Origin of the sequence: Bacillus multifaciens (assembly GCF_030756675.1) — a bacterium.
Lineage (GTDB): Bacteria > Bacillota > Bacilli > Bacillales > Bacillaceae_G > Bacillus_A > Bacillus_A multifaciens.
Map to the genome: position 1 here is coordinate 1 of NZ_JAVBXD010000056.1, position 22,402 is coordinate 22,402.

A 22,402-nucleotide genomic window follows, 5' to 3' on the forward strand; every position below is an offset into this window, starting at 1 on the left:
ATCGCTCCTTTGCATCTTTTTTATCAGTGTTGACAGATAAAAAGATGTTCAGACACAAAAACAGGCTGTGGAGAAGGCTTTCTCCACAGCCTGAGAAAAAGCGGAGAGATTTCTCCGCTTTTTTTAATGCTCTTCTAATGCAGTGATGTCTACCTGTACTGTTTCTTGTGGCGCTTTTATATCGTGTACATTCGCAAGCCCACTTGTCTCATCACAGCTTTCAATCCAAACAGGCATACCGTGATATGTAACGTCAATTCTACTTGATGATGATAAAATTTGTTTTACTCGCTTTAGATCCATCATTGTTCCCTCCTATTCTTTTTTATATTGCCGTGTCTGGATGAATTCTATCCCCGCTTCTCTATGCTTTTACTTCGCATGTGGCAGGAAAAAGCCCTGACCGCTTCTATGCATGGCCAAATCCACTCGCCCCTCAAAAAACAAAAGGGTTTTTATGGTATTTTTCAATTTGCATTTATATAGTAATAAAAAATAAGTATGTACAAGTACATACCTATTTTTCGTAATTTTTCAATTTTAAGAAAATAATGTCTTTAAAATTTTATTTACTTTCTCATTGTGCACTTCATAATACACTTCTAAACCACGTCTTTCAAAACGGACGACTTTATTTTGCTTTAATTTTGTTAAATGCTGTGATACTGTAGATTGTGGAATTTCTAATACTTCCTGCAATTGTGTTACATTACAAACGCCGCGCTGCATTAGTTCCACGACAAGACGAAGACGAAGCGGATGAGCTAATGCACGTAACATTTGTACATCTTCTTCTGATATACGACAATCAAATTGATTTTGATACATACTTTCCCCTCATTTTTTCTATTTATTTTATATTTATACATGTGTTATTTTTATATTTCTTATTCACTATTCCATTCTATATTCAATTACTTCCTATTAATAAAAACCACATTCCTCCTTTATATAGAGAGAAAACTCTCTTTTGATGTCTGAATATTATACTATACGGCTAAGACAAAAAGCAAAGTATCTACAAAGCAGTTCCTTGCCTTCGAAAATAATTTTCTCAACCTTTTTGTTATATTTTTTGTATATCACTTTTACTATTTGGTATTCCCTGATCATTCTCCTGCTTCTTCATAAATATCTTTACAAATCATGAAAAAATATGGTTCATCACCAAAAGATAGGGGGAACATATAGATTTCCACTCCACTCTCCGTTTCGTGTATTAAAATGATTCATTTTCAAAAAATCAATCCCATATTACGGTGATAAACCAAGAATATATAAAGAACATATAGCATATCCTACCCGTATACACTCTTCGCTGTGCAGTAGCAATAGTTATTCCAATTTCTTCATAAAATGTAGCGGAATTATTACAGTTAACAATCCCGCGGAATTATTATCCTTTTCCACGTTGACAATGGTGCTTAAGGGGACTATACTAAAAATGTAAGTTGATTGTGAATGATTTCACAAATAAATGTGAAAAAACTCACAAATTATATATAGGAGATGTCAAACTTATGAATACATGGACACAAATTTATGACCCATTACACAACATTTGGCTATCAGCACTTGTAGCCGCAATACCAATTTTATTTTTCGTATTATGTTTAACAGTCTTTAAAATGAAAGGATACGTATCTGGATTTTATAGTGTTATTTTAGCTATCATTCTTTCTATTTTCGTCTATAAAATGCCAGCAACTATGGCTGTATCCTCCGCTGCCTTCGGGGTAGCCGCTGGATTTTATCCAATTTGTACAATTGTTATCGCAGCCATTTTCCTTTACAAACTAACTGTAAAAACTGAACAATTTAACGTGATTCGCGATAGTATTTCTAGCATTACAAGCGATCCTCGTCTTCAAGTATTATTGATTGCTTATTCTTTTGGTGCTTTCTTAGAAGGTGCAGCAGGTTTTGGTGTACCAGTTGCTATTACAGCAGCATTACTTGTAGGTATGGGATTTGATCCATTAAAAGCAGCAGGTATCTGTTTAGTTGCTAACATTGCCGGCGGTGCGATGGGTGCAATGGGTATTCCAGTTACAGTACCAGCTCAATTAACACAACTTGACGCATTAACTGTTGGTCGTCATGTAGTTGGAATTTTACCATTTATTAGTTTCGTCTTACCATTCTTACTTGTTGCAATCGTTGATGGTTTCAAAGGAATTAAAGAAACTTGGCAAGGTATTGTTGTAAGCGGCGGTTCTTTCGCTATTACTCAGTTCGTTGTAACATATTTCCTTGGTGCAGAACTAACTGATATTTTCGCAGCTGTAGTCAGCATGATTGCATTAGCATTATTCTTACGTGTATGGCAACCAAAATCTTCAACAAAAGAGAAAGCAACTAAACAAGAAAAACATAGTTATACAATGAAACAAATTTTATACGCTTGGTCACCATTTGTATTCTTAACTGCATTTGTAACAATTTTCAACTTAAAAGCAGTAAAAACCTTATTCCTTCCAAATGGTGCATTAAGTAACTTAGTATTGAATATTCAAGTACCTGGCCTGCACAATCACGTGATTAAAACAGCGCCAATCGTTAAAGCAAATACACCGTTTCCAGCAATCTTTAAGTTAGATGTATTCTCATCTACAACTACTGCGATTGTACTTGCAATTATCGTATCTTTACTTGTATTCCGTGTAAGCGGTAAGTTAATAAAAGAATTAACTATTGAAACATTAAAAGAGTTAAAAACACCAATTTATACAATCTGTAGCGTAATTGCATTAGCATACGTAACAAACTACTCTGGTATGTCTTCAACTCTTGGATTAGCTTTATCATCTACTGGTGATGCATTCCCTATTCTTTCTCCAATCTTAGGTTGGATTGGCGTATTCTTAACTGGTTCTGTAGTATCCAGCGGCTCTCTATTTGCACCTCTTCAAGCTGTTACAGCCGCTCAATTAGATATTGTCCCTTCTACTCTCGTTGCCTTAAACGTAGTAGGCGGTACAATGGCAAAAATGGTATCACCACAATCAGTCGCTGTAGCTTGTGCGGCAGTTGGAATCGTTGGTAAAGAATCAGAGCTATTTAAAATGACACTGAAATATAGCCTAGTCTTCTTATTAATTATTAGCTTACTTCAACTTAACGCAGTGTTTAATATTTTCTAATATAAAAGGCTGATGACTCGTTCATCAGCCTTTTTCTTTCGTTTCCATTTTTTTAATCTCTACTCGCTTAATTTGATGAGTGTCTTTTTCAAGAATAGTAAATGTCCATTCCCCAACAACAGTCATATCTCCCTCTGCCATTGGCTCTCCTTGCATCATTAACCATCCCCCAATTGTATCTACATCCTGTTCATTCAAATGTAAGCCAAACAAATCATTAATTTCACTGACTAACACTTTTCCATTAACGATTTTACAATCGTCACTAATATGCTGAACAGGTGGATGTTCATCTTCATCATATTCATCACGAATTTCTCCCACAATCTCTTCTAAAATATCTTCAAGTGTAACAAGTCCTGCTGTTCCACCGTATTCATCATATAAAATGGCCAGTGGAATCCGTTTTTTTTGCATACTTAACAGCAGATCATGTATAGGAATGTTTTCCATTACTTCAATAACCGGCCTTGTATATGCCATAATTGGTTTTGCTTCTTGTTTTTCTCCATCCATATAGCGGATAAAGAAATCTTTCACATTTACCATTCCAAGCACTTCATCTTTATCTTCCCCGAATACTGGATATCTTGTATATTTTTCTTGCCGAATTATTTCAATATGGGTTTCAAATAAATCTTCCGCATATAATCCAACGATTTCTGTCCGCGGCACCATAATCTCTTTCGCAAGACGATTGTCAAATTCAAAAATATTATTTACATATTTAAACTCTGCTTGATTAATTTCTCCGCTTTCATAACTCTCTGATAAGATGAGGCGGAGCTCCTCCTCTGAATGCGCTACTTCATGTTCAGAAGCAGGTTTTAATCCAAATAAACTTGTTACAAAACGAGCTGCGTGATTTAATGTCCAAATAAATGGATACATAATGCGATAAAAATACATCAGTGGTTTTGAAAACAGCAGGCTGACTTGCTCTGCTTTTTGAATTGCAAATGTTTTTGGTGCCAATTCCCCAACTACAACATGTAAAAACGTAATAACTGCAAATGCAATAATAAAAGATACGGTATTCGCAATTGGAGGAGAGATATGAAATGTAATCAAAACAGGCTCTAATACATGTTTTACAGTTGGTTCACCTAACCACCCCAGTCCTAGTGCTGTAATGGTAATCCCAAACTGGCATGCTGACAAATACTCATCTAAATTAGAAGTCACTTTTTTCGCCGCTATTGCTCCCCGTTTTTTTTCTCCGACAAGTTGATCAATGCGACTACTACGTACTTTCACAATCGCAAATTCAATTGCAACAAAAAAGCCCGTTAACGCAATTAAAGCTGCAACTAGTATTAAATTTCCTATTTCCAAATATCGCCCTTAGCTGTAGGCAGCTAAAGTTACACCTCCCGTAAGATAAGTTTAGCTTTCTTTATTTTTCTCTCATTTCCTTACAAGAAAACCTGTATAAATTTCACAATTTTTTTCCTGTAAAAGCCCTCATTAATCATAAGAAGAGAATGAAAAAACTCCCACTAATGGGAGTTTTATTTCTCATATAATTCAAGAGGCAAACCATCTGGATCTTGAAAAAATACAAAACGTTTTCCAGTTATCTCATCAATTCGAATGGTTTCCATTTGTATACCGTGCTGCTGCAAATGCACCACAGCTTCTTCTATAGATGAAACAGAAAACGCTAAGTGTCTTAGTCCTGCTGCTTCAGGAAAGCTTGTACGCTTCGGAGGAGTTGGAAATGAAAATAATTCAATTTGATATGTATTCCCAACACACAAATCTAACTTATATGACTGTCTTTCTTCTCGATATACTTCACGTAAAACTTGAAAACCAAGTACTTCTGTATAGAATTTTTTTGATACTTCGTAATTGGAACAAATAATGGCAACGTGGTGAACGTTAGTAATATTCATCTTACATTTTCCTTTCTTGTATATTCTCCTTCGAAATGAAAAACCTATATATATCCACTTTGATCTTTTAACATCTAAGTTGCTGTTATGTAAAACAAAAAGTGATATGTGCTCGTTTGCTCCCTTTGTTTTCACATTGCCCGTGGCAGAGAAAGGCCCTGACCGCTCCAAGCATGGCCAGCCACTCTCGCCCATCTAAAAAAAGTGGTTTTTATATTGATTTTTCAAGTTGTATTTTATATATAAAAGCGCAGATAAGGAGAATCATTATGAAATTTTCCACATTTTGTCTCGGACTCATTGTTATTTTGTTCCTTGCTTTTATAGTAAGTACTAAGAGAAAACGTATTAAGTTCAAACCAATCATTCTTATGCTTATTGTACAATTAATTTCACCGTTTCTACTATTAAATACACAGTTTGGTCTGATCCTCATTACAGCCGTTTCAAAATTGTTTAATGAGTTATTAAAATTTTACCATTCATCATTCGCTGGATTGGGTTTTCTCTTAGTAAAATAAACGACCTCGGCAAATTAGAATCCTTTACGCAGCAACAATAGTCAACATTCTATCTGCGACTATTGTTAGCATTATGATTTGAATTAGGAAAAATTTAAATCTTTTTTTTCATTTATTTTTTGTATACAATTATTCTTAAACAGATGCCTTATCATAATAAAAGCATCTGTTTTTTGTACAAATAACAAAAAATACAATGTATATTCATAAAACGATATGTTTCATATATTTCATTTTCATGTCAATTAAAATTTAATAGTGAAAACTCATATTATTTATGTAAAATAGAAAGTGTGTCTTTTTTAAGATTATCAGAAAATATCTGAATTGATTGTTTAAAGGAGAAATAATTCAATGAAACCTGATTTAGAAACGATAAATAGAGCATCGCAAAAACGCTCTAAGAAAAAGCGTGTATTATGGTTTGTTCTCGTTCCTTTATTCCTTTTGATTATTGGAGGGGGCAGCTATTGCTTCCATATATATAATAAAGCACAGGCTGTTGCCAATGACGCTTACTCAGAATTAGGACGCGGCGATAAATCGGACAAACGCGAAAAAGCAGTAAAACCGATGACTGATAATATTTCGGTCTTAATTATGGGTGTCGATGAAAGTGATACACGAGCAAAAGAATACGGAACTGCAACTCGTACAGATGCATTGTTACTTGCAACGATTAATAAAAACGATAAATCTGTGAAACTATTAAGCATTCCTCGTGATTCTCGCGTATATATTCCATCAAAAAAGAAAGAAGATAAAATTACACACGCCCACGTATTTGGTGGCGTTGATAGCACAATTAATACAGTAGAACGCTTTTTAGATGTTCCTGTTGATTATTACGTAAAATTTAACTTTAAATCATTTATAAAAATTGTTGATTCTCTTGGCGGTATTGACGTAGACGTACCAGTTTCATTTACTGAACAAGACAGTAAAGACCAACCAGGTGCTATTCACCTTGAAAAAGGTCACCAACACTTAAATGGTGAACAGGCGCTTGCACTAGCAAGAACGCGTCATATTGATAGCGACTATATGCGCGGTCAACGTCAACAACTTGTTTTAGAAGCAGTTGCTAAAAAAGCATTATCTGTAAATTCAATTAGTAAACTTGGCGACTTACTTGACTCAGTCGATCATGATTTAAAAACAAACTTAACTTTCGACGATATGATGGCCATTACGAAAAACTCAATGGACTCTGGTTTAAAGATTGATAAATTACAAGTAAAAGGCGAAGACAAATACATTGATGGTATATACTATTACGTTCCTGACGAAAAGAGCGTTCATGATATTACGAAGGAACTACAAAACCATCTTGGTGTTACAGGTAAATTAGATCATAAGAAATTATAAGAAAAACAGCTGTTGTAATACAACAGCTGTTTTTCTTTTGTCTTTGAGGATCTCACTGCCCACGAATAGCGGGATAAACATGAAATTTCTGCATAAACATTCTAATTACAGGAAATTATATTACGAAAATGTAACGTTTTTTATCAAAATATTACACATGTAATAAAATAAATAGTATACTAATGTATAAGATTTATTGCTTTAATCATTTATACGTTAGAAATCATACTTATCTTAAAAATTTCTTTTCGGAGGGAAATGAATGAAATTACGCAATTTAATTATTGGTTCTGCGATTGCAGGTGGAATCATTCTTTGTATTGGTGGTGTTAGTGCTTATCAATATGTTTCCAAATTAAATCATCAATTAGATACATACGTTTTACCTCACACAACAATCGAAGGTATTTCCATAGACGGCAAAACGAAAGAGGATGTTCAAAAGATCATTCAACAAAAAGTTGATGAGCTAAATAAAAAATCTGTGAACTATGCCCTGCAGGATGACAAACATACATATACTTGGCAGGAATTAGGGGTTGAATATCACGGTACGGATGTTACAGATAAAATTTTCAAAGAACAAAAAGGCAATATTTCTAATCGTTATAAAATGCAAAAACAAGCTGAAACAGGCGAGTTAAAACGTGACTATAAGCTAGAGCCTTCTATAAACACCGCAAAATATGATGCGTTTATTAAGGAAAAATATAATGATTCCTTAGTAGAGCCTGTTAATGCCGACTTATCTATCTCTGGAACAACCATTAATATTAGTGAAAGTAAAGATGGCGAAAAAGTTGATAAAGAGAAGTTAAAGGCTCTCACAACAGAAGCCATTACAACAAATAAGCAAGATATCCAAATTCCAATTACAGCTGTGAAACCAGAACGCTCAACAGAAGATGTAAAAAATATGGGGATTCAAGAAGTAATCGCTGAATACTCTACTCCTTTGGCTGGACGAAACTCAAGTCAAACATTTAATGTACAACGCGCTGTGAATACATTAACAGGAGTATTTGTTGCACCCGATGAAACATTTAGTTTTAACGGTCGCGTTGGTATAACGGATGCTGCACATGGCTATAAATCGGCAGCTGTATATGTAAACGGAAAAGTAGAACAAAGTGCTGGGGGCGGTGTTTGCCAAGTAAGCAGCACATTATATGGTGCCATATTACGAGCTGACTTAGGAATTGTCGCGCGAAGTAACCACTCTTTACCGGTTCATTACTTACCTCTTGGTCAAGATGCAGCGGTTGCTGACTACGGTCCTGATTTGAAATTCAAAAATAATACGGGGAAATATGTTTATATTCAAGCATTTACGAATGGCAGTAGTGTAACCACTCGTATTTTCGGTACAAATACAGGGAAAGATGTAGAGGTTTCTTCAAAAGTAATCAGTGAAACTGATAAAAGCATTGTGGCTGTAACCTATAAAAAAGTAACCCAAAATGGTGAAGTCGTTTCCAACGGTCAAATTTCAAAAAGCACATACAAAAAGGCGTCCTAATTCACGCCTTTTTGTTTTGTAATATAGAAACAAAATTATCGATATGCCCTTTTACTTCTTCTATCGTCCACATACGATTTCCATATTGTTCAACTTCTTGCTGTACTTTCTCCCAATCTGCTCTTTGCTCTATTTGAACAAATTCTTGTAATAATTTCTCTTGTGTTTCTTGCTCTTCCTGCTCTTTAAATTGTTGCATAAGATAAGCCATTTCTTCTTCATATATACTTAATGTACAGTACGCTCTAAGAAAATATTGAAATGTTGAATACATAAATTCCCCGCCTTTCTTATTTCTCAGAAGGATAAGAAGTAACAATTTTAAAACCGAGCTGGCTCCCTTTATCTTTCTGCAAAACAGTCACTGTATTCCGAAGTCCATCTTTGACACGCATATCCTTTTTTAATACTGTTTTTCCAACTGCAAAGTTATGCTTCGTATTCAATACAAGACGGTTTTCCTTCGATTCTTTCAACCATTTTTCAATTTCTTTTTCATGCTGTTTTATCGTATCTTTTACCGCCTTTGTTGCCGTTTCCTTATCATAATATGTACTTGCAGCAGATACATTATCTGTACGTAATCGTTCTTTCAACTGTTCATCTGTTTTCCCAACGTGACGTTCTATCGTATGACCATTTTTCGGTGGTCCTTCCATTTCATCTAAAATTTTGTCACTAACATTTACAACTGATGCCGCCTGATTATCTTTCGGCTTCGCTTGACTTGAACATCCACTTAATACAAGTATCATCATAAGCATTACGCTTATAACAACATTCCATAACTTTTTCATCGTATCACCTCTTTCATGATTATTGTATTATCTTTAGAAAAAGTCAATTCTATCGTATACCTCCTGGTCATTCTTTCTATGAAAAATATTACTTATTCTGCAAATAAATCTATGATCTTCCACAATTCTATTGTTTTAGTATAAAAACTATGATGTAATGCTATATGAATTCATTTTGATTTTCCGACATATAGATTGCTGCTATGCAGAAAAAAGGAGCTTCCACTCGCTTTCTCCCTTTGTTTTCACTTCGCATGTGGCAGGAAAAGGCACTGACCGCTTCTATGCATGGACAGATGCTCTCGCCCACCTAAAAAAAAAGGGTATTTCGTTTTTTAACTTAGATTTATATAAAAAAGCAAAGGAAAACTAATTCATATGGCAGAAACGATTCATTCTTTTCTTATAGAGCATCAAACAATGGCAATTCCACTTAGCATCTTATTCAATATCCTTATTAGCCTAGCCGCTATTATCCCTAGTGTATTTTTGACTGCGATTAACATTTCATTATTTGGAGTAACAACAGGAACGCTCATCTCCATTGCTGGCGAAGCATTAGGAGCGATTATCTCCTTTTATTTATATCGGCTTGGTTTTCAAAAGGCTGCTCAAAAAAGTATAGATAATCATCCAAAAGTAAGGAAACTTCTTTATGTACAAGGAAAAGAAGCATTCTTTCTCGTTTTATCATTTCGCCTCATTCCCTTTATTCCATCTGGCATTGTAACACTATTTGCAGCCCTTGGAACGATGTCTATATTAACCTTTAGTATCGCTAGTACTCTTGGAAAAATACCGGCGTTACTGATTGAAGTATATTCCACCTATCAAGTTATGAACGGAACAAATGAAGCAAAGTGGATTATTACAATTTCCGGTTGTGCTGGTTTGTTTTATTTGTGGAAAACATGGAAGAAAAAATGAAAAAAGGAGCATTATGCTCCTTTTTCACTATATAAAGGGGAGTGATACCTAATTCACACCAACTGCATCATATGATTGCTTCACAGCTGTTACTTCAGCAGAATTTGCACCATATAAATCAGCAGCTGCTTGTACTAAACCAGCACGTGCTTGACTAAATGTTGTCGATTGCGTGAAATATAGTGTATTTGCACGATAGTAGATTGCTCCTACTTTATCTTTGCCAATACCATTCACTGTTACACCATAATGCGTACCGCCATTTGCTAATAAGTAGGCAGCTTTATTGATAATGCTGCTATTCGTATGAACACCGCCATTATCACTTGTTCCTGTATAACGTTTAGAATAATGATCTGGATCACCATATTTTGTTGGATCGCTCATCGAACGAAGAGCATCCCCAGCTGTGCCAGGCGTATAAATGTCTTCTCCAATTTCCCAATCTGGATTACGGTTATCATAGTATTCTACTAATGTTCCAAAAATATCAGAGATTGCCTCATTTAATGCGCCAGACTCATTTTGATAAATAAGATTAGAACTTCTCTCTGTCACAGCATGTGTTAACTCATGCCCAATTACATCTAAACCACCAGATAACGGAGCAAATGTGTATCCATCTCCATCTCCATATACCATTTGTGTACCGTTCCAGAAAGCATTATTGTAACCGCTCTTATAATGAACTGTTGATTTTAACGCCGCACCAGCGTTGTCATAAGAGTTTCGATTAAACGTATTTTTATAGTAATCATATGTTACACCCGCATAATAATGTGCATCCACTGCAGCAGCATCGCGACTAGCAGTAAAGATATTATCTGTATCTACCCATAACGTTCCTGGAAGAGTCGTACGATTTTTCCCATCATATGTGTAAATGGTTGCACCGCGTGTATTATCTTGTAAATAATAGCTAGATCCAGATAATGTTGTATTAATAGACTTTGTATCTCCTAATACGCCTATACCTGTTCCAACTTTATTTGTTCCTGTTACAGGTTTAACAGGTGCCTTATTATCCACATTCGCATTATGAATTGTATTGTATTTATTCAATACCTTCCCATTATCTGCTTCAATGAAATAATAATAGTTTCCTGGCTCTGGATCTAAGAAATTTAATTTTACAACATATGCGTATGTTGCTTCCTCACCATTTTGATATACATATAAATCTGCTGACGGCTCTACATCATATTTTGGATTCAGCCCCAAATCTTTTTGTGCAGCTGCAATTGCTTGTTTTCCGTCAATTTTATTTTTATTTTTCAGCTTCTCTTTCTTATCTAAATCAGGAGCAACTGTTCCTGATACAACTTTTAATGCACCATCTTTTCCAATGTGAGCTAGTTGAGTAGATGCCCATACAGGCACACCTTCATACATTTGTTGCATGCGTACAACCGTTGTTTCCCCTACAGGATCTTTTACAACTTGTTCCACTTTAAAAGATTCTTCTGCACTTTTTTCCCCTAATTTATAATCCTTTTTTGCAGAATTTAAGTAGTCAAACACAACAGATTCTGCTTTTTTCCCAGATGAACCTGTTAAATCACCCGATACAAACTCTGGAGACTGTACCGTCTCATTGTATTTCTTTGTAGAAAGTACATTCTTTGAATCTGCAAAGGCAGAGCTTGTCCCCCCAAACGCAGTCACTGCCATTCCAGTTGCTAACACAAACGCTAAACTCTTTTTCTTCATCTTCTCTTCCCCCTAACAATTTTTTAAGAAAGTAGATTTATAGTATCATTAAGTTTCCACTATTAAAATACTGAAAATTAAAATAATTTCTTTCTCAAGTTTTGACGAATTTTGCAAAACAATTATTTAGAACCCCCTTTTCAGCAGGCTAAAGGTGCTTACAGTTACTCCATGCAATTTACATACTCATATTCACTTGGTCCTCATGCGAGATACTACGATAATCTGAATATTTTAATATTTTATTTCTCAAGTTTTGATGAACAATTTAAAAACAAAAATAAAAAAGCTGCCTCGAAAAGCCGTTTTATAACGGCATTTCGAGGCAGCCTCATTAAAAAAATTACCTTATACATTTACTGTTTCAACGGTGTCACCAGCTTGTCCATAAATATCTGGTTTATTCGCGTATTGAGGATTATCTATAACAACTAATGCCACCATTGTTAAAATCATACCAATTACCACTTTTTTCATCCTTATCCCCCCAATATAGTCTCGAGCACTTCAATTGCTAACTTATAATAATGATTGCTTTCTTTAAATCGCAAAGAATTCTCGAAATACTTAGCGAGTTCTATATATACTTTCTTTAATTCTTTTTTATTTCCTGTATTTTTGAAAAAAGGGATTGCTTCTGTTTCTAAAAATACTTTATATTCACTTGGTTCTGTAAAGTGCTTATAACGAAGCATAAGAAGTAAGTACAATTCTGTATTCCCTCTTTCATCTTTCTTAGCAGAAATAATCCCCTTATCAATCCACTCTTTTGCTTCTTCTAACTGTTCAAGGTGAATACATTGTAACGCCATCTCATACAACGTATCAACATAGTTTACAGCGTCTTCTTTTTGATATTCTAAACTTTTTGTATAATATTTTTTAGCTTCCTCATACTTTTTCTTTCTATAATGTACATTGCCAATATTACTTAATACCATTGCCCTCAATACATCTTTTTCAGAAAAAGAATCCGCTTCACGCAGTATACTCTCATAAATTTTTAGTGCTTCATCATACTGCCCTTTCTCACTATAGCTTAACGCAATGATGATTTGACAATTAATTACATTTCGAAATTTATATTCATTTCGAAATCCTTCCATGGCAATATTAGCAAAATGAAGTGCCATATGTGGAACTTCTAAATGAGTATATGCAACCGCTAAATTATAATAAATTCCAGTTTCATAATAATCTTGTTCTTTTGCCATTAACTCTGTCTGAACTAAAAATTGTAATCCCTCTTGCCATTTATGTTGTAGGCAATAGCATAAAGCCTGACTATACTGATATAACAGTTGCTGAAATGGAGAATATTTTTTATAAACTTTTTTTAGCTTCTCCAACTCCTCTTTAAGAGCTGGGATATTTCTCTTCATAATTAAATATCGTGTATATAATAATTTATAATAATTCACAATTTCAAAATCGACAATTTGTTGCATTTCTGCTTCTAGTTCTGTATATAACTCTTCAACTTTATATTTATCTAATTGAACTAGTGCCGTTAACCACTCCTCTAACTTTTCTTTCACCTCAGCTTCAATATCTCTTAAATCCGACACTGCGATCTCGAGTCTCGTACATAATAACTGCAATATTTCTTCTGAGGCTTCAATTTTTCCATTTTCAATTTTACTTAAATATGAGACGGAACAAATGCCTTGACAGAGTTCTTCTTGTGTCATTTTTTGTTGGAGTCGTTTATAAAAAATTTGCTTACCCATTTTTTCTAGATTTTGTTGCATAGTTCCCTCCTCCATTCTAAGTTATACCCTAGTACTTTAATAATACATAAATTTTACAAAAATATAAATTGATAAATAAAAAGATTCCGAATGATTTTTTATTTTTGTTTTTTACATTTATAATATGGATAATTTTTTAGCAACAAACTGCAAAAAAGAGGTATACTATAACCAAAATATGGAGGTGTTTACGTTATGGTACATTATGAAGACGATAGCTACGCCTTACACACAGACTTATATCAAATTAATATGGCTTATACATATTGGAAAGATCATATCCATAACCGCCGCGCAGTATTCGATTTATACTTTCGCAAGCTGCCTTTTGAAAATGGCTATGCTATTTTTGCCGGGCTTGAAAAGATTATCGAGTATGTGAAGAACTTTCAGTTTACAGAAAGTGATATTGCTTATTTAAAAGATCTGCAATTTGAAGAAGGCTTTTTAGACTACTTACAAAACATGAAGTTTACTGGCTCCATTCGCAGTATGCAAGAAGGCGAGGTTGTCTTTCATAACGAGCCTCTTTTACGTATAGACGCACCACTTGGTGAAGCACAAATTATTGAAACCGCCCTTTTAAATATTGTGAACTACCAAACATTAATTGCTACAAAAGCTGCGCGGATGAAGCATGCTGCTGGTGATGATGAACTTCTTGAATTCGGAACACGCCGCGCTCATGAGTTTGATGCAGCACTTTGGGGAACGCGAGCAGCATTCATCGGCGGCTTTTCTTCAACAAGTAACGTTCGAGCTGGAAAACGGTTTGGCATTCCTGTTGCTGGTACGCATGCTCATTCCTTTGTCCAAGCGTATCGCGATGAATATGTAGCCTTCAAAAAATATGCAGAAACACATGAAAAATGCGTTTTTCTCGTTGATACATACGACACATTAAAATCCGGTGTACCAAATGCGATCCGCGTCGCAAAAGAATTTGGTGACCGCATTAACTTTTATGGCATCCGCCTCGATAGTGGAGATATGGCGTACTTATCAAAAGAAGCGCGGAAAATGTTAGATGCTGCTGGATTTACCGATACAAAAATTATCGCTTCAAGCGACTTAGATGAATACACGATTTTACATTTAAAATCACAAGGGGCAAAAATTGACGTATGGGGTGTTGGAACAAAACTGATTACGTCATTTGAACAGCCGGCACTCGGTGCTGTTTATAAATTAGTTTGTATTGAAGATGAAAATGGTAAACTGAACGACACAATTAAAATTTCGTCCAATCCTGAAAAAATTACAACCCCAGGATTAAAGCGTATCTATCGCATTATCAATCGGATTAACCAGCATGCAGAAGGCGATTATATTGCCTTAGAAACCGAAGTACCGCAGGAAGAAGAGCGCCTAAAAATGTTCCATCCTGTTCATACGTATATTAGTAAATTTGTTACGAACTTTGAAGCAAAAGAGCTGCATCATGATATATTTGTGGACGGACAGCTTACTTACGAATCACCTGACATCCTTCATATTCAGCAGCATGCAGAGAGCAGCTTATCCTTCTTATGGGAAGAGTATAAACGGACGCTTAATCCAGAAGAGTATCCTGTCGATTTAAGCCAAGCATGTTGGGATCATAAAATGAATTATATTCAAACAGTGCGAGAACAAATTGCAAATTCTATGAAAAAATAAGGAGAGAAGCCCTCGCTTCTCTCCTTTTACAAATCTTTTACTCGCAGCACTCGCATCGCATTTAACACTGCCAGCAAAGTTACCCCAACATCTGAGAAAACTGCTTCCCACATCGTTGCAATGCCAAATGCCCCGAATAAAAGCACAACTCCTTTTATCCCTAAGGCGAAAATAATGTTTTGCCATACAATACTACGCGTGCGTTTTGCAATTTGAATAGCTGCTCCTATTTTCGAAGGTTCATCTGTCATGATGACAATGTCAGCTGCTTCAATTGCTGCGTCTGACCCTAAACCACCCATCGCAATCCCAACATCAGCTCTTGCTAATACAGGTGTATCGTTAATACCGTCCCCAACGAACGCAATTTTTTCTTTCGGATGTTTTGTCGCATCAATTTTTTCAATTTCTTCTACTTTTTGCTGCGGCAACAGCTCTGCATGGACTTCGTCGATTCCAAGCTCTTTTCCAACTGCTTCTCCGACTGATTTTGCATCGCCCGTTAACATAACGGTTCTTTTCACACCAAGTTGTTTTAACAATTGAATTGCTTTTTTCGCATCTTCTTTAATTTCATCAGAAATAACAATGTATCCGGCATACATGCCATCTACAGCTACGTGTACAAGTGTTCCAACCGTTTGCGGTTGCTCGAATGGAATATTTTCTTTTCTCATTAACTTTGCGTTTCCAGCAAAGATTTCTTTTCCGTTCACTTTCACAATTGTACCATGACCAGAAATTTCTTTATAATCTTCAATCATCTGTTCATTGACTACTTTTCCATATGCAGATCGAATGGACTGTGCGATTGGATGATTCGAATATACTTCTGCAAATGCTGCATACTCTAACAATTCTTCTTTCGTCACAAATCCGCTTGGCTGCATATCTGTTACTTTAAAAACACCTTTTGTTAACGTACCTGTTTTATCAAATACGATATGTTTTACATCATTTAATGCTTCTAAATAGTTACTGCCCTTTATTAAAATTCCGTTCTTAGATGCTGCGCCAATACCGCCGAAGAACCCAAGTGGAATGGAAACAACCAATGCACAAGGACAAGAAATAACAAGAAAGACGAGCGCTCTATAAATCCAATCTGAGAACGTTGCCCCCTCGATAATAAGCGGTGGAACAAAAGCTAGTACTGCAGCTGTAACGACGACAGCTGGCGTATAATAACGAGCAAACTTCGTAATAAAGTTTTCTGTCGGTGCTTTACGACTACTTGCGTTTTGCACTAAATCAAGAATTTTTGAAACAGTAGATTCACCGTATTCTTTCGTCACTTCGATTGTTAAGACACCATTTTGATTCACAAAACCGCTTAATACATCGCTGCCGACTTCTACTTCACGAGGTACAGATTCTCCTGTTAACGCCGATGTATCTACCATCGAGGTGCCTTCTATTACTTTACCGTCTAACGGTACTTTTTCACCTGGTTTGACGATAATGAAATCACCAATTTGCACATCTTCTGGCGATACTTGTTTCGATTCATTTCCTACCTTTAAGTTTGCATAATCAGGTCTAATGTCCATTAATGAACTAATTGACTTACGGGAACGATTTACCGCAATGCTTTGGAACAGTTCACCTACTTGATAAAAGAGCATTACCGCGACAGCTTCTGAATAGTTTTGAGTCCCAAAAGCACCAAGCGTTGCAATCGCCATTAAGAAATTTTCATCAAACACTTGCCCCCGTATAATATTCTTTACAGCACGTAAAACAATATCTCCGCCTATAATCATATAAGCAATCACGAAAAGTGGAATTGTGACCATTTGCGGTAATGAAGCTAGTGCAGCAATAGCAGTTAAAATCGCCCCAATCGATAACCGCCAAATCATTTTTTTCGTATTCGCTTCTCCGTGATCATGACTATGCTGATGCTCTGTTTGCTCTTTCTCGCGCACTACGTTCACTTCGGGTTCTAATTTCTGCACGACTTCTTTTATATGTGCAACAGTTGTTTCTAACTCTTGTTTATTTGCGATTTCTACTCTTAATTTTTTAGAAACAAAATCAACAGATGCCGATGTAACTGCAGGCATTTCGCCTACTTTTGTTTCAATTTTCATCGCGCAGTTTGCACAGTCCAAACCTTCTAATATAAAAGTTTCTTTGGCCACTTTCGTTTTTTGTTCTTCTCTCACATGAATATGCGGTTCTAATTTATTAACAAGTTGCGTTGCTTCCTTGACAACATGTTCTTCGTTTTGTTTCGCTGTTTCTACCGTCATCGTTTTCGTGACGAAGTTAACCGAACACGACGATACATCCTCTAATTCTCCTACACCTTTTTCAATCTTCATCGCACAGTTTGCGCAGTCTAATCCGTCTAACACAAGTTTTCGTTTTACCAATGCTTCCCCCATTTTTCTCCCTCCTTGTGCTGCTTCTATTTTTCCTCATTTACGTGCTCAAATGCTTGCTCGAAAATATGAATAACGTGGTGATCTGCAAGTGAATAGTACACTACTTTTCCCTCTTTACGATTTTTAACAAGCTTTGCTTGCTTTAATACACGTAATTGATGGGAAATAGACGACTGCGTCATTCCGAGTAAATATGCTAAATCGCATACGCACATTTCCGCTTCGAACAAAGCATGTAAAATACGTGCGCGCGTACGGTCTCCTAATACTTTAAATAACTCCGCTACTTGACTTAAGCTATCATCCTGTGGAATCGTTTGTTGTACTTTTTCAACAACCTCTTGATGAATGACATTTTGTAAACACGTTTCTTCATTTGTTTCTACTTTTTGTTCAGTCACAATAGCTCACCTCTTTACTTGAACATATGAATAACTGTTCATATATGTTATACCTTTATTATATGAATGATCGCTCATATGTGTCAATCATTTCTGGTTTTATTTTTTGAAAATTTCATAAGAAAAGGTTCATCATCAAAAGACGGGGGAACATATAAGATGTACACTCCACTCCGAGTGGACGCTTTCCGCGGGCGAGAGCGAGCCTCCTCGGCAAGCCTGCGGGATCTCACTTTCCTCGCTATTCCCGCAGGAGTCGCCACTCACAGTGAAGTGTATGAAAAATGATTCATTTCAAAAAACAACCCCATGTTACAGTGATGAACCTAAAAAAGAACCCTTAATTTATACTAAAGGGTTCTCTTTGTACGTTTGATATGTCAAACAGCGTCGAAGGGTCTTTATCCCGTGTCGAAGCGCCGATATAATCTAAAAAATGGTCGATATATTATAACGCCACGTAAGAAGAAGCTGACTCAAAAGGCATCTATATCCCTTTTGAATCAGCTCCTTTATCATTTTATATGTTGATGTTCTCTCCCAAAGGAAAACCCGTTAGATTCGTACATTTTTTTCTTTTATTTAGACTTAACCGCATCGACAATCAATGAAACAAAACCAAGCTGACCACCTTGATTGCGATGATCAAAACGTTTGGAGCGGTAAATAAGGCCGTCTTTTTCATTCCAGTCATTATGATGAAATTCTCCGTTTTCATCACAGTACTCTAGTAACTTCACTTCAAAGCCAGCTTCTTCAAACATTGAAGTCATCGTTTTATAGTTATGGACAATTTTGTGGCTCGCTGCTGGATGATCTAATGGACCTGGTCCGCCGACTTGTACGCCTGCTTGATAATCTTCATCTGGAAAAAATGCATCTGGTACCGCACAGCGAAGATGGCCGCCTGGCTGTAAGAATTCATAACAAACTTTTGCTGCTTCTCTTCCTTCTTCATATGTTAAATGCTCCCACACATGCTCTGCCAAGATTGCAGCGATAGAATTTGGAGCAAATTGTTTCGTCCAATCTTCCCTTTTCAGTAAATTTAGTTCATTTTCTTGTGTATGTAACCACCCTGGATTATTGTTATATCCTTCTGCACCAACTACAACTTTTACTTCTTCTTTTACAGTCATTCTTTCTCCCACCTCTCGACATACAAGTTTCTACAAAGTTTCCTAAAATTCCTTTAAAAACCAAAAAAGCCTTATGCGCTCCCCAACGCATAAGGCTTTATCCCTTTAATTTGCTTGTTTTAAATGATCTTCTGAACTTTTATCTTGTTGCAGGTGACTATGCTTCTTAGAGTATACGAAGTATACGATAACTCCTAGTACAAGCCAAGCACCGAAGTATAACCATGTTGTAAGTGGTAAGTTAAACATTAAGAACAGACAACATGCGATTGAAATAATTGGCAATACTGGCACAAGCGGTACCATAAAGCCACGTTGTAATTTCGGATGTGTTTTACGAAGGATCAGTACAGAAACACCTACCATCGCAAACGTTAATAATGCTCCAATATTCGCTAAATTCGACAATTCTTTTAAATCGATAAATCCGGCAATTAAAGCACTTCCGATACCTGTTAACCATGTTGAAAATACCGGAGCTTCAGTTTTTTTATTAATTTTCGCAAATGATTTTGGAAGTAAACCATCACGGCTCATCGCAAAGAATACACGTGTTGTCGCGTAAATGTAAGCGAAAATTACAGCCATGATACCAATTACTGCACCAATGGCAATTACACCTGCTACTTTATCTTGCCCAACAACTTCTAATACGTAAGACATCGCTTCTGGTACATTTAATTCTTTGTATGACACCATTCCTGTCATAACAAGGCAAACTGCAATATAAATTACTGTACAAACAGCAAGTGATGCAATAATACCGATTGGTAAATCACGCTGTGGATTTTTTACTTCTTCAGCTGAAGTTGCTAGCGCATCAAATCCTAAGAAAGCAAAGAATACTGCAGCTCCTCCGGCAAAAATCCCATTGATACCATACGGTGCAAATGGCGTCCAGTTTTCTGGTTTTACATAGAACACACCAACTGCAATAAACAATACAACAATACTAATTTTAATTAATACCATTGCATTATTTACACGTTTACTTTCTTTCGTACCGCGAGATAGTAACCATGTTAACACTAGCGTAATGCCAACCGCTGGAAGATTCACAATTCCGCCTTGAGATGGAATTGTTAACAATTGTTTCGGAATCTCTATTCCTAATCCACTTACTAAGTTATTAAAGTAACCCGTCCAACCGCCAGCTACCGCTGCCGTTGTTAACACATAAACTGACAATAATGTCCATCCCATTAAATGCGCAATAAATTCTCCAATTGTTGCATATGCATACGTATATACACTACCCGATACAGGCAGTGCTGTGGCAACTTCTGCATAACATAATGCTGCAAAGCCACAAACAATTGCTGCAATCATAAACGAGAAAATAACAGCTGGACCAGCATCTCTTGCTGCTACTAATCCAGTTAATACAAGTACTCCTGTACCGATAATTGCTCCAATGCCTAACATTGTTAAGTCAAATGCCCCTAATGTTTTTGTCAAAGTTTTACTTTGACTTTGACTTAACAATTGTGTCACGGATTTCTTTTTGAATAAGTTGGCCACGACTCTTGCCCCCTTCTAAATTAAGAAGAGCTAAGAGACACTTCTCTTAGCTCTCATCTTGTTGTATGAAAATATTGTTCGATATTTAGATTAGCAAGATACTGCTTCTGCTTCTAATAATTCTTTTGCTGCTTTATATTCTACGCCGTGTGCTTCTGCAACTGCCTCGAATGTTACATAGCCTTCTAATGCGTTAATACCTTTTAATAATGCAGTGTTTTCTAAGCAAGCTTTTTTGTAGCCTTTGTTTGCGATTTGTACTGCATATGGTACTGTAACATTTGTTAATGCAAGTGTAGATGTACGTGGAACCGCACCAGGCATGTTCGCAACTGCATAGTGAACTACGCCGTGTTTTTCATAAGTTGGGTTGTCATGAGTTGTAATACGATCAGTTGTTTCGAAAATACCACCTTGGTCGATTGCGATATCAACTACAACAGAACCTGGCTCCATAGACTTGATCATTTCTTCTGTTACAAGTTTCGGTGCTTTTGCTCCTGGAATTAATACTGCACCAATTACAAGATCAGACTCTTTTACAGCCTGTGCAATATTGTAAGGATTAGACATTAAAGTTGTCACTTGGTTACCGAAAATATCATCTAATTGGCGAAGACGATCTGCGCTTAAGTCGATAACTGTTACGTCAGCACCTAAACCAACTGCAATTTTTGCAGCATTTGTACCAGCTTGTCCACCACCGATAATTGTTACTTTACCGCGCTTAACGCCTGGAACACCTGCAAGTAAGATACCTTTTCCACCTTTATTTTTCTCAAGGAATTGTGCACCAAGTTGTGCTGCCATACGACCTGCAACTTCACTCATAGGCGCTAATAATGGTAGAGAACGGTTTTCTAATTGAACTGTTTCGTAAGCGATTGCTACTACTTTGTTGTCAATTAACGCTTTTGTTAATTCTGGTTCTGGAGCTAAGTGTAAGTATGTGAATAGAACTAAACCTTCACGGAAATATTTATATTCGCTTGCAATTGGCTCTTTAACTTTCATTACCATTTCCATAGACCAAGCTTCTTCAGCTGTTTCTACGATTTTTGCTCCTGCTTCTACATATTGCTCATCAGTAAAACCTGATCCTAATCCTGCACCCTTTTGAATGAATACTTCGTGATTGTTACGAATTAAATGTACAACACCAGCTGGTGTCATAGCTACACGGTTTTCGTTGTTTTTAATTTCTGTTGGTACCCCAATACGCATTATAAAATGCCCCCTTATAATTAACAGAAAAAAGTAATTCTTTTTTCTTTTTTTAATAATGAATAACTTATGAATTTATTCTAGCATAACTTTCCATGTATGAAAACGCTATCATACAAAAAAATAAAAGTTTTTATATTTTAAATAGTGTAAATAATAAAAACTATTTTTACCAAAATCTATATTTCCATACTCTTTTCTGTCATTCTGTATTTATTATTTTCAGAAAACTTTTTAATAAATAAATGTTATGCAGACTGCAACACCACCTGTACTCGCTTTTTCCCTTTGTTTTAAAACATCGCATGTGGCAGGAAGAGGCCCTGACCGCTTCTATGCACGGTCAGATGCTCTCGTCCTCCTCTAAAAAGACAGCGGTTTTTATGTCGGTTTTTTAATTTGGATATATATAGATAGACCATTCCATTTTAATC

General features: G+C 36.0%; 19 protein-coding genes and 1 pseudogene. 6 read left to right on the top strand and 14 right to left on the bottom strand.

Annotated features, from left to right (window positions below):
* Window positions 1-123: 123 nt before the first annotated feature.
* Together Q9306_RS22670 and Q9306_RS22675 are read right to left on the bottom strand one after the other, a co-directional pair.
* Window positions 124-303, bottom strand: coding sequence for an acid-soluble spore protein H (locus Q9306_RS22670; RefSeq protein WP_306202601.1), 180 nt, complete (start codon window positions 301-303; stop codon window positions 124-126).
* Window positions 304-540: 237 nt separating this feature from the next.
* Window positions 541-828 carry an ArsR/SmtB family transcription factor gene (locus Q9306_RS22675; RefSeq protein ID WP_306202603.1) on the bottom strand — a complete coding sequence of 96 codons (288 nt, stop codon included), beginning with the start codon at window positions 826-828 and terminating at the stop codon, window positions 541-543.
* Between the two features lie 692 nt (window positions 829-1,520).
* Between Q9306_RS22675 and Q9306_RS22680 the strand changes: the two genes are divergently transcribed.
* On the top strand, window positions 1,521-3,143 hold the full coding sequence (locus Q9306_RS22680) for a lactate permease LctP family transporter (protein WP_306202605.1): 1,623 nt from the start codon (window positions 1,521-1,523) through the stop codon (window positions 3,141-3,143).
* 24 nt (window positions 3,144-3,167) lie between these two features.
* Here Q9306_RS22680 and Q9306_RS22685 read toward each other — a convergent pair whose 3' ends face one another.
* Together Q9306_RS22685 and gloA2 are read right to left on the bottom strand one after the other, a co-directional pair.
* On the bottom strand, window positions 3,168-4,478 hold the full coding sequence (locus Q9306_RS22685; RefSeq protein ID WP_306202607.1) for a hemolysin family protein: 1,311 nt from the start codon (window positions 4,476-4,478) through the stop codon (window positions 3,168-3,170).
* A gap of 176 nt (window positions 4,479-4,654) precedes the next feature.
* Window positions 4,655-5,041, bottom strand: coding sequence for an SMU1112c/YaeR family gloxylase I-like metalloprotein (gene gloA2 / locus Q9306_RS22690; RefSeq protein ID WP_306202608.1), 387 nt, complete (start codon window positions 5,039-5,041; stop codon window positions 4,655-4,657).
* Between the two features lie 269 nt (window positions 5,042-5,310).
* Here gloA2 and Q9306_RS22695 point away from each other — a divergent pair.
* From Q9306_RS22695 to Q9306_RS22705, 3 genes and pseudogenes are all read left to right on the top strand, one after another.
* Window positions 5,311-5,588, top strand: a pseudogene (locus Q9306_RS22695) (Na+ dependent nucleoside transporter N-terminal domain-containing protein); the annotation flags it as partial.
* Window positions 5,589-5,916: 328 nt separating this feature from the next.
* Complete coding sequence (locus Q9306_RS22700) at window positions 5,917-6,930, top strand: LCP family glycopolymer transferase (RefSeq protein WP_306202610.1); 1,014 nt, start codon at window positions 5,917-5,919, stop codon at window positions 6,928-6,930.
* Window positions 6,931-7,192: 262 nt separating this feature from the next.
* A complete protein-coding gene (locus Q9306_RS22705; protein WP_306202612.1) occupies window positions 7,193-8,449 on the top strand; it encodes a VanW family protein in 1,257 nt (418 codons plus the stop codon).
* Between the two features lies 1 nt (window position 8,450).
* Here the strand turns inward: Q9306_RS22705 and Q9306_RS22710 are convergent, their stop codons facing one another.
* A complete protein-coding gene (locus Q9306_RS22710) occupies window positions 8,451-8,723 on the bottom strand; it encodes a hypothetical protein (protein WP_306202614.1) in 273 nt (90 codons plus the stop codon).
* A 16-nt stretch (window positions 8,724-8,739) separates the two neighbouring features.
* Window positions 8,740-9,246 (bottom strand): RNase A-like domain-containing lipoprotein, encoded by a 507-nt coding sequence (locus tag Q9306_RS22715; RefSeq protein ID WP_306202616.1) that lies wholly within the window; start codon window positions 9,244-9,246, stop codon window positions 8,740-8,742.
* Between the two features lie 378 nt (window positions 9,247-9,624).
* Between Q9306_RS22715 and Q9306_RS22720 the strand changes: the two genes are divergently transcribed.
* On the top strand, window positions 9,625-10,173 hold the full coding sequence (locus Q9306_RS22720) for a TVP38/TMEM64 family protein (RefSeq protein WP_306202618.1): 549 nt from the start codon (window positions 9,625-9,627) through the stop codon (window positions 10,171-10,173).
* 48 nt (window positions 10,174-10,221) lie between these two features.
* On the opposite strand, the gene Q9306_RS22725 is transcribed toward Q9306_RS22720, so the two are convergent.
* The 3 genes from Q9306_RS22725 to Q9306_RS22735 all read right to left on the bottom strand — a co-directional run bounded on the left by Q9306_RS22725 (window position 10,222) and on the right by Q9306_RS22735 (window position 13,634).
* Complete coding sequence (locus tag Q9306_RS22725) at window positions 10,222-11,883, bottom strand: M4 family metallopeptidase (RefSeq protein WP_306202620.1); 1,662 nt, start codon at window positions 11,881-11,883, stop codon at window positions 10,222-10,224.
* Window positions 11,884-12,231: 348 nt separating this feature from the next.
* Window positions 12,232-12,360 carry an NprX family peptide pheromone gene (locus Q9306_RS22730; protein ID WP_306202623.1) on the bottom strand — a complete coding sequence of 43 codons (129 nt, stop codon included), beginning with the start codon at window positions 12,358-12,360 and terminating at the stop codon, window positions 12,232-12,234.
* 2 nt (window positions 12,361-12,362) lie between these two features.
* Complete coding sequence (locus tag Q9306_RS22735) at window positions 12,363-13,634, bottom strand: helix-turn-helix transcriptional regulator (protein ID WP_306202625.1); 1,272 nt, start codon at window positions 13,632-13,634, stop codon at window positions 12,363-12,365.
* 195 nt (window positions 13,635-13,829) lie between these two features.
* Between Q9306_RS22735 and Q9306_RS22740 the strand changes: the two genes are divergently transcribed.
* Window positions 13,830-15,293 (top strand): nicotinate phosphoribosyltransferase, encoded by a 1,464-nt coding sequence (locus tag Q9306_RS22740; protein WP_306202627.1) that lies wholly within the window; start codon window positions 13,830-13,832, stop codon window positions 15,291-15,293.
* Between the two features lie 26 nt (window positions 15,294-15,319).
* Here the strand turns inward: Q9306_RS22740 and Q9306_RS22745 are convergent, their stop codons facing one another.
* The 5 genes from Q9306_RS22745 to ald form a co-directional block, all read right to left on the bottom strand.
* Complete coding sequence (locus tag Q9306_RS22745; RefSeq protein ID WP_306202628.1) at window positions 15,320-17,683, bottom strand: heavy metal translocating P-type ATPase; 2,364 nt, start codon at window positions 17,681-17,683, stop codon at window positions 15,320-15,322.
* A 23-nt stretch (window positions 17,684-17,706) separates the two neighbouring features.
* The gene (locus tag Q9306_RS22750) at window positions 17,707-18,084 is read right to left on the bottom strand and encodes an ArsR/SmtB family transcription factor (RefSeq protein ID WP_306202630.1); all 378 of its coding nucleotides are present in this window, start codon (window positions 18,082-18,084) and stop codon (window positions 17,707-17,709) included.
* A 578-nt stretch (window positions 18,085-18,662) separates the two neighbouring features.
* Window positions 18,663-19,223, bottom strand: a complete 561-nt coding sequence (locus Q9306_RS22755; RefSeq protein ID WP_306202632.1) for a class I SAM-dependent methyltransferase — start codon at window positions 19,221-19,223, stop codon at window positions 18,663-18,665.
* A 105-nt stretch (window positions 19,224-19,328) separates the two neighbouring features.
* Window positions 19,329-20,744, bottom strand: coding sequence for an amino acid permease (locus Q9306_RS22760; protein ID WP_306202634.1), 1,416 nt, complete (start codon window positions 20,742-20,744; stop codon window positions 19,329-19,331).
* Between the two features lie 90 nt (window positions 20,745-20,834).
* A complete protein-coding gene (ald, locus tag Q9306_RS22765) occupies window positions 20,835-21,968 on the bottom strand; it encodes an alanine dehydrogenase (protein WP_306202636.1) in 1,134 nt (377 codons plus the stop codon).
* Window positions 21,969-22,402: the final 434 nt, after the last annotated feature.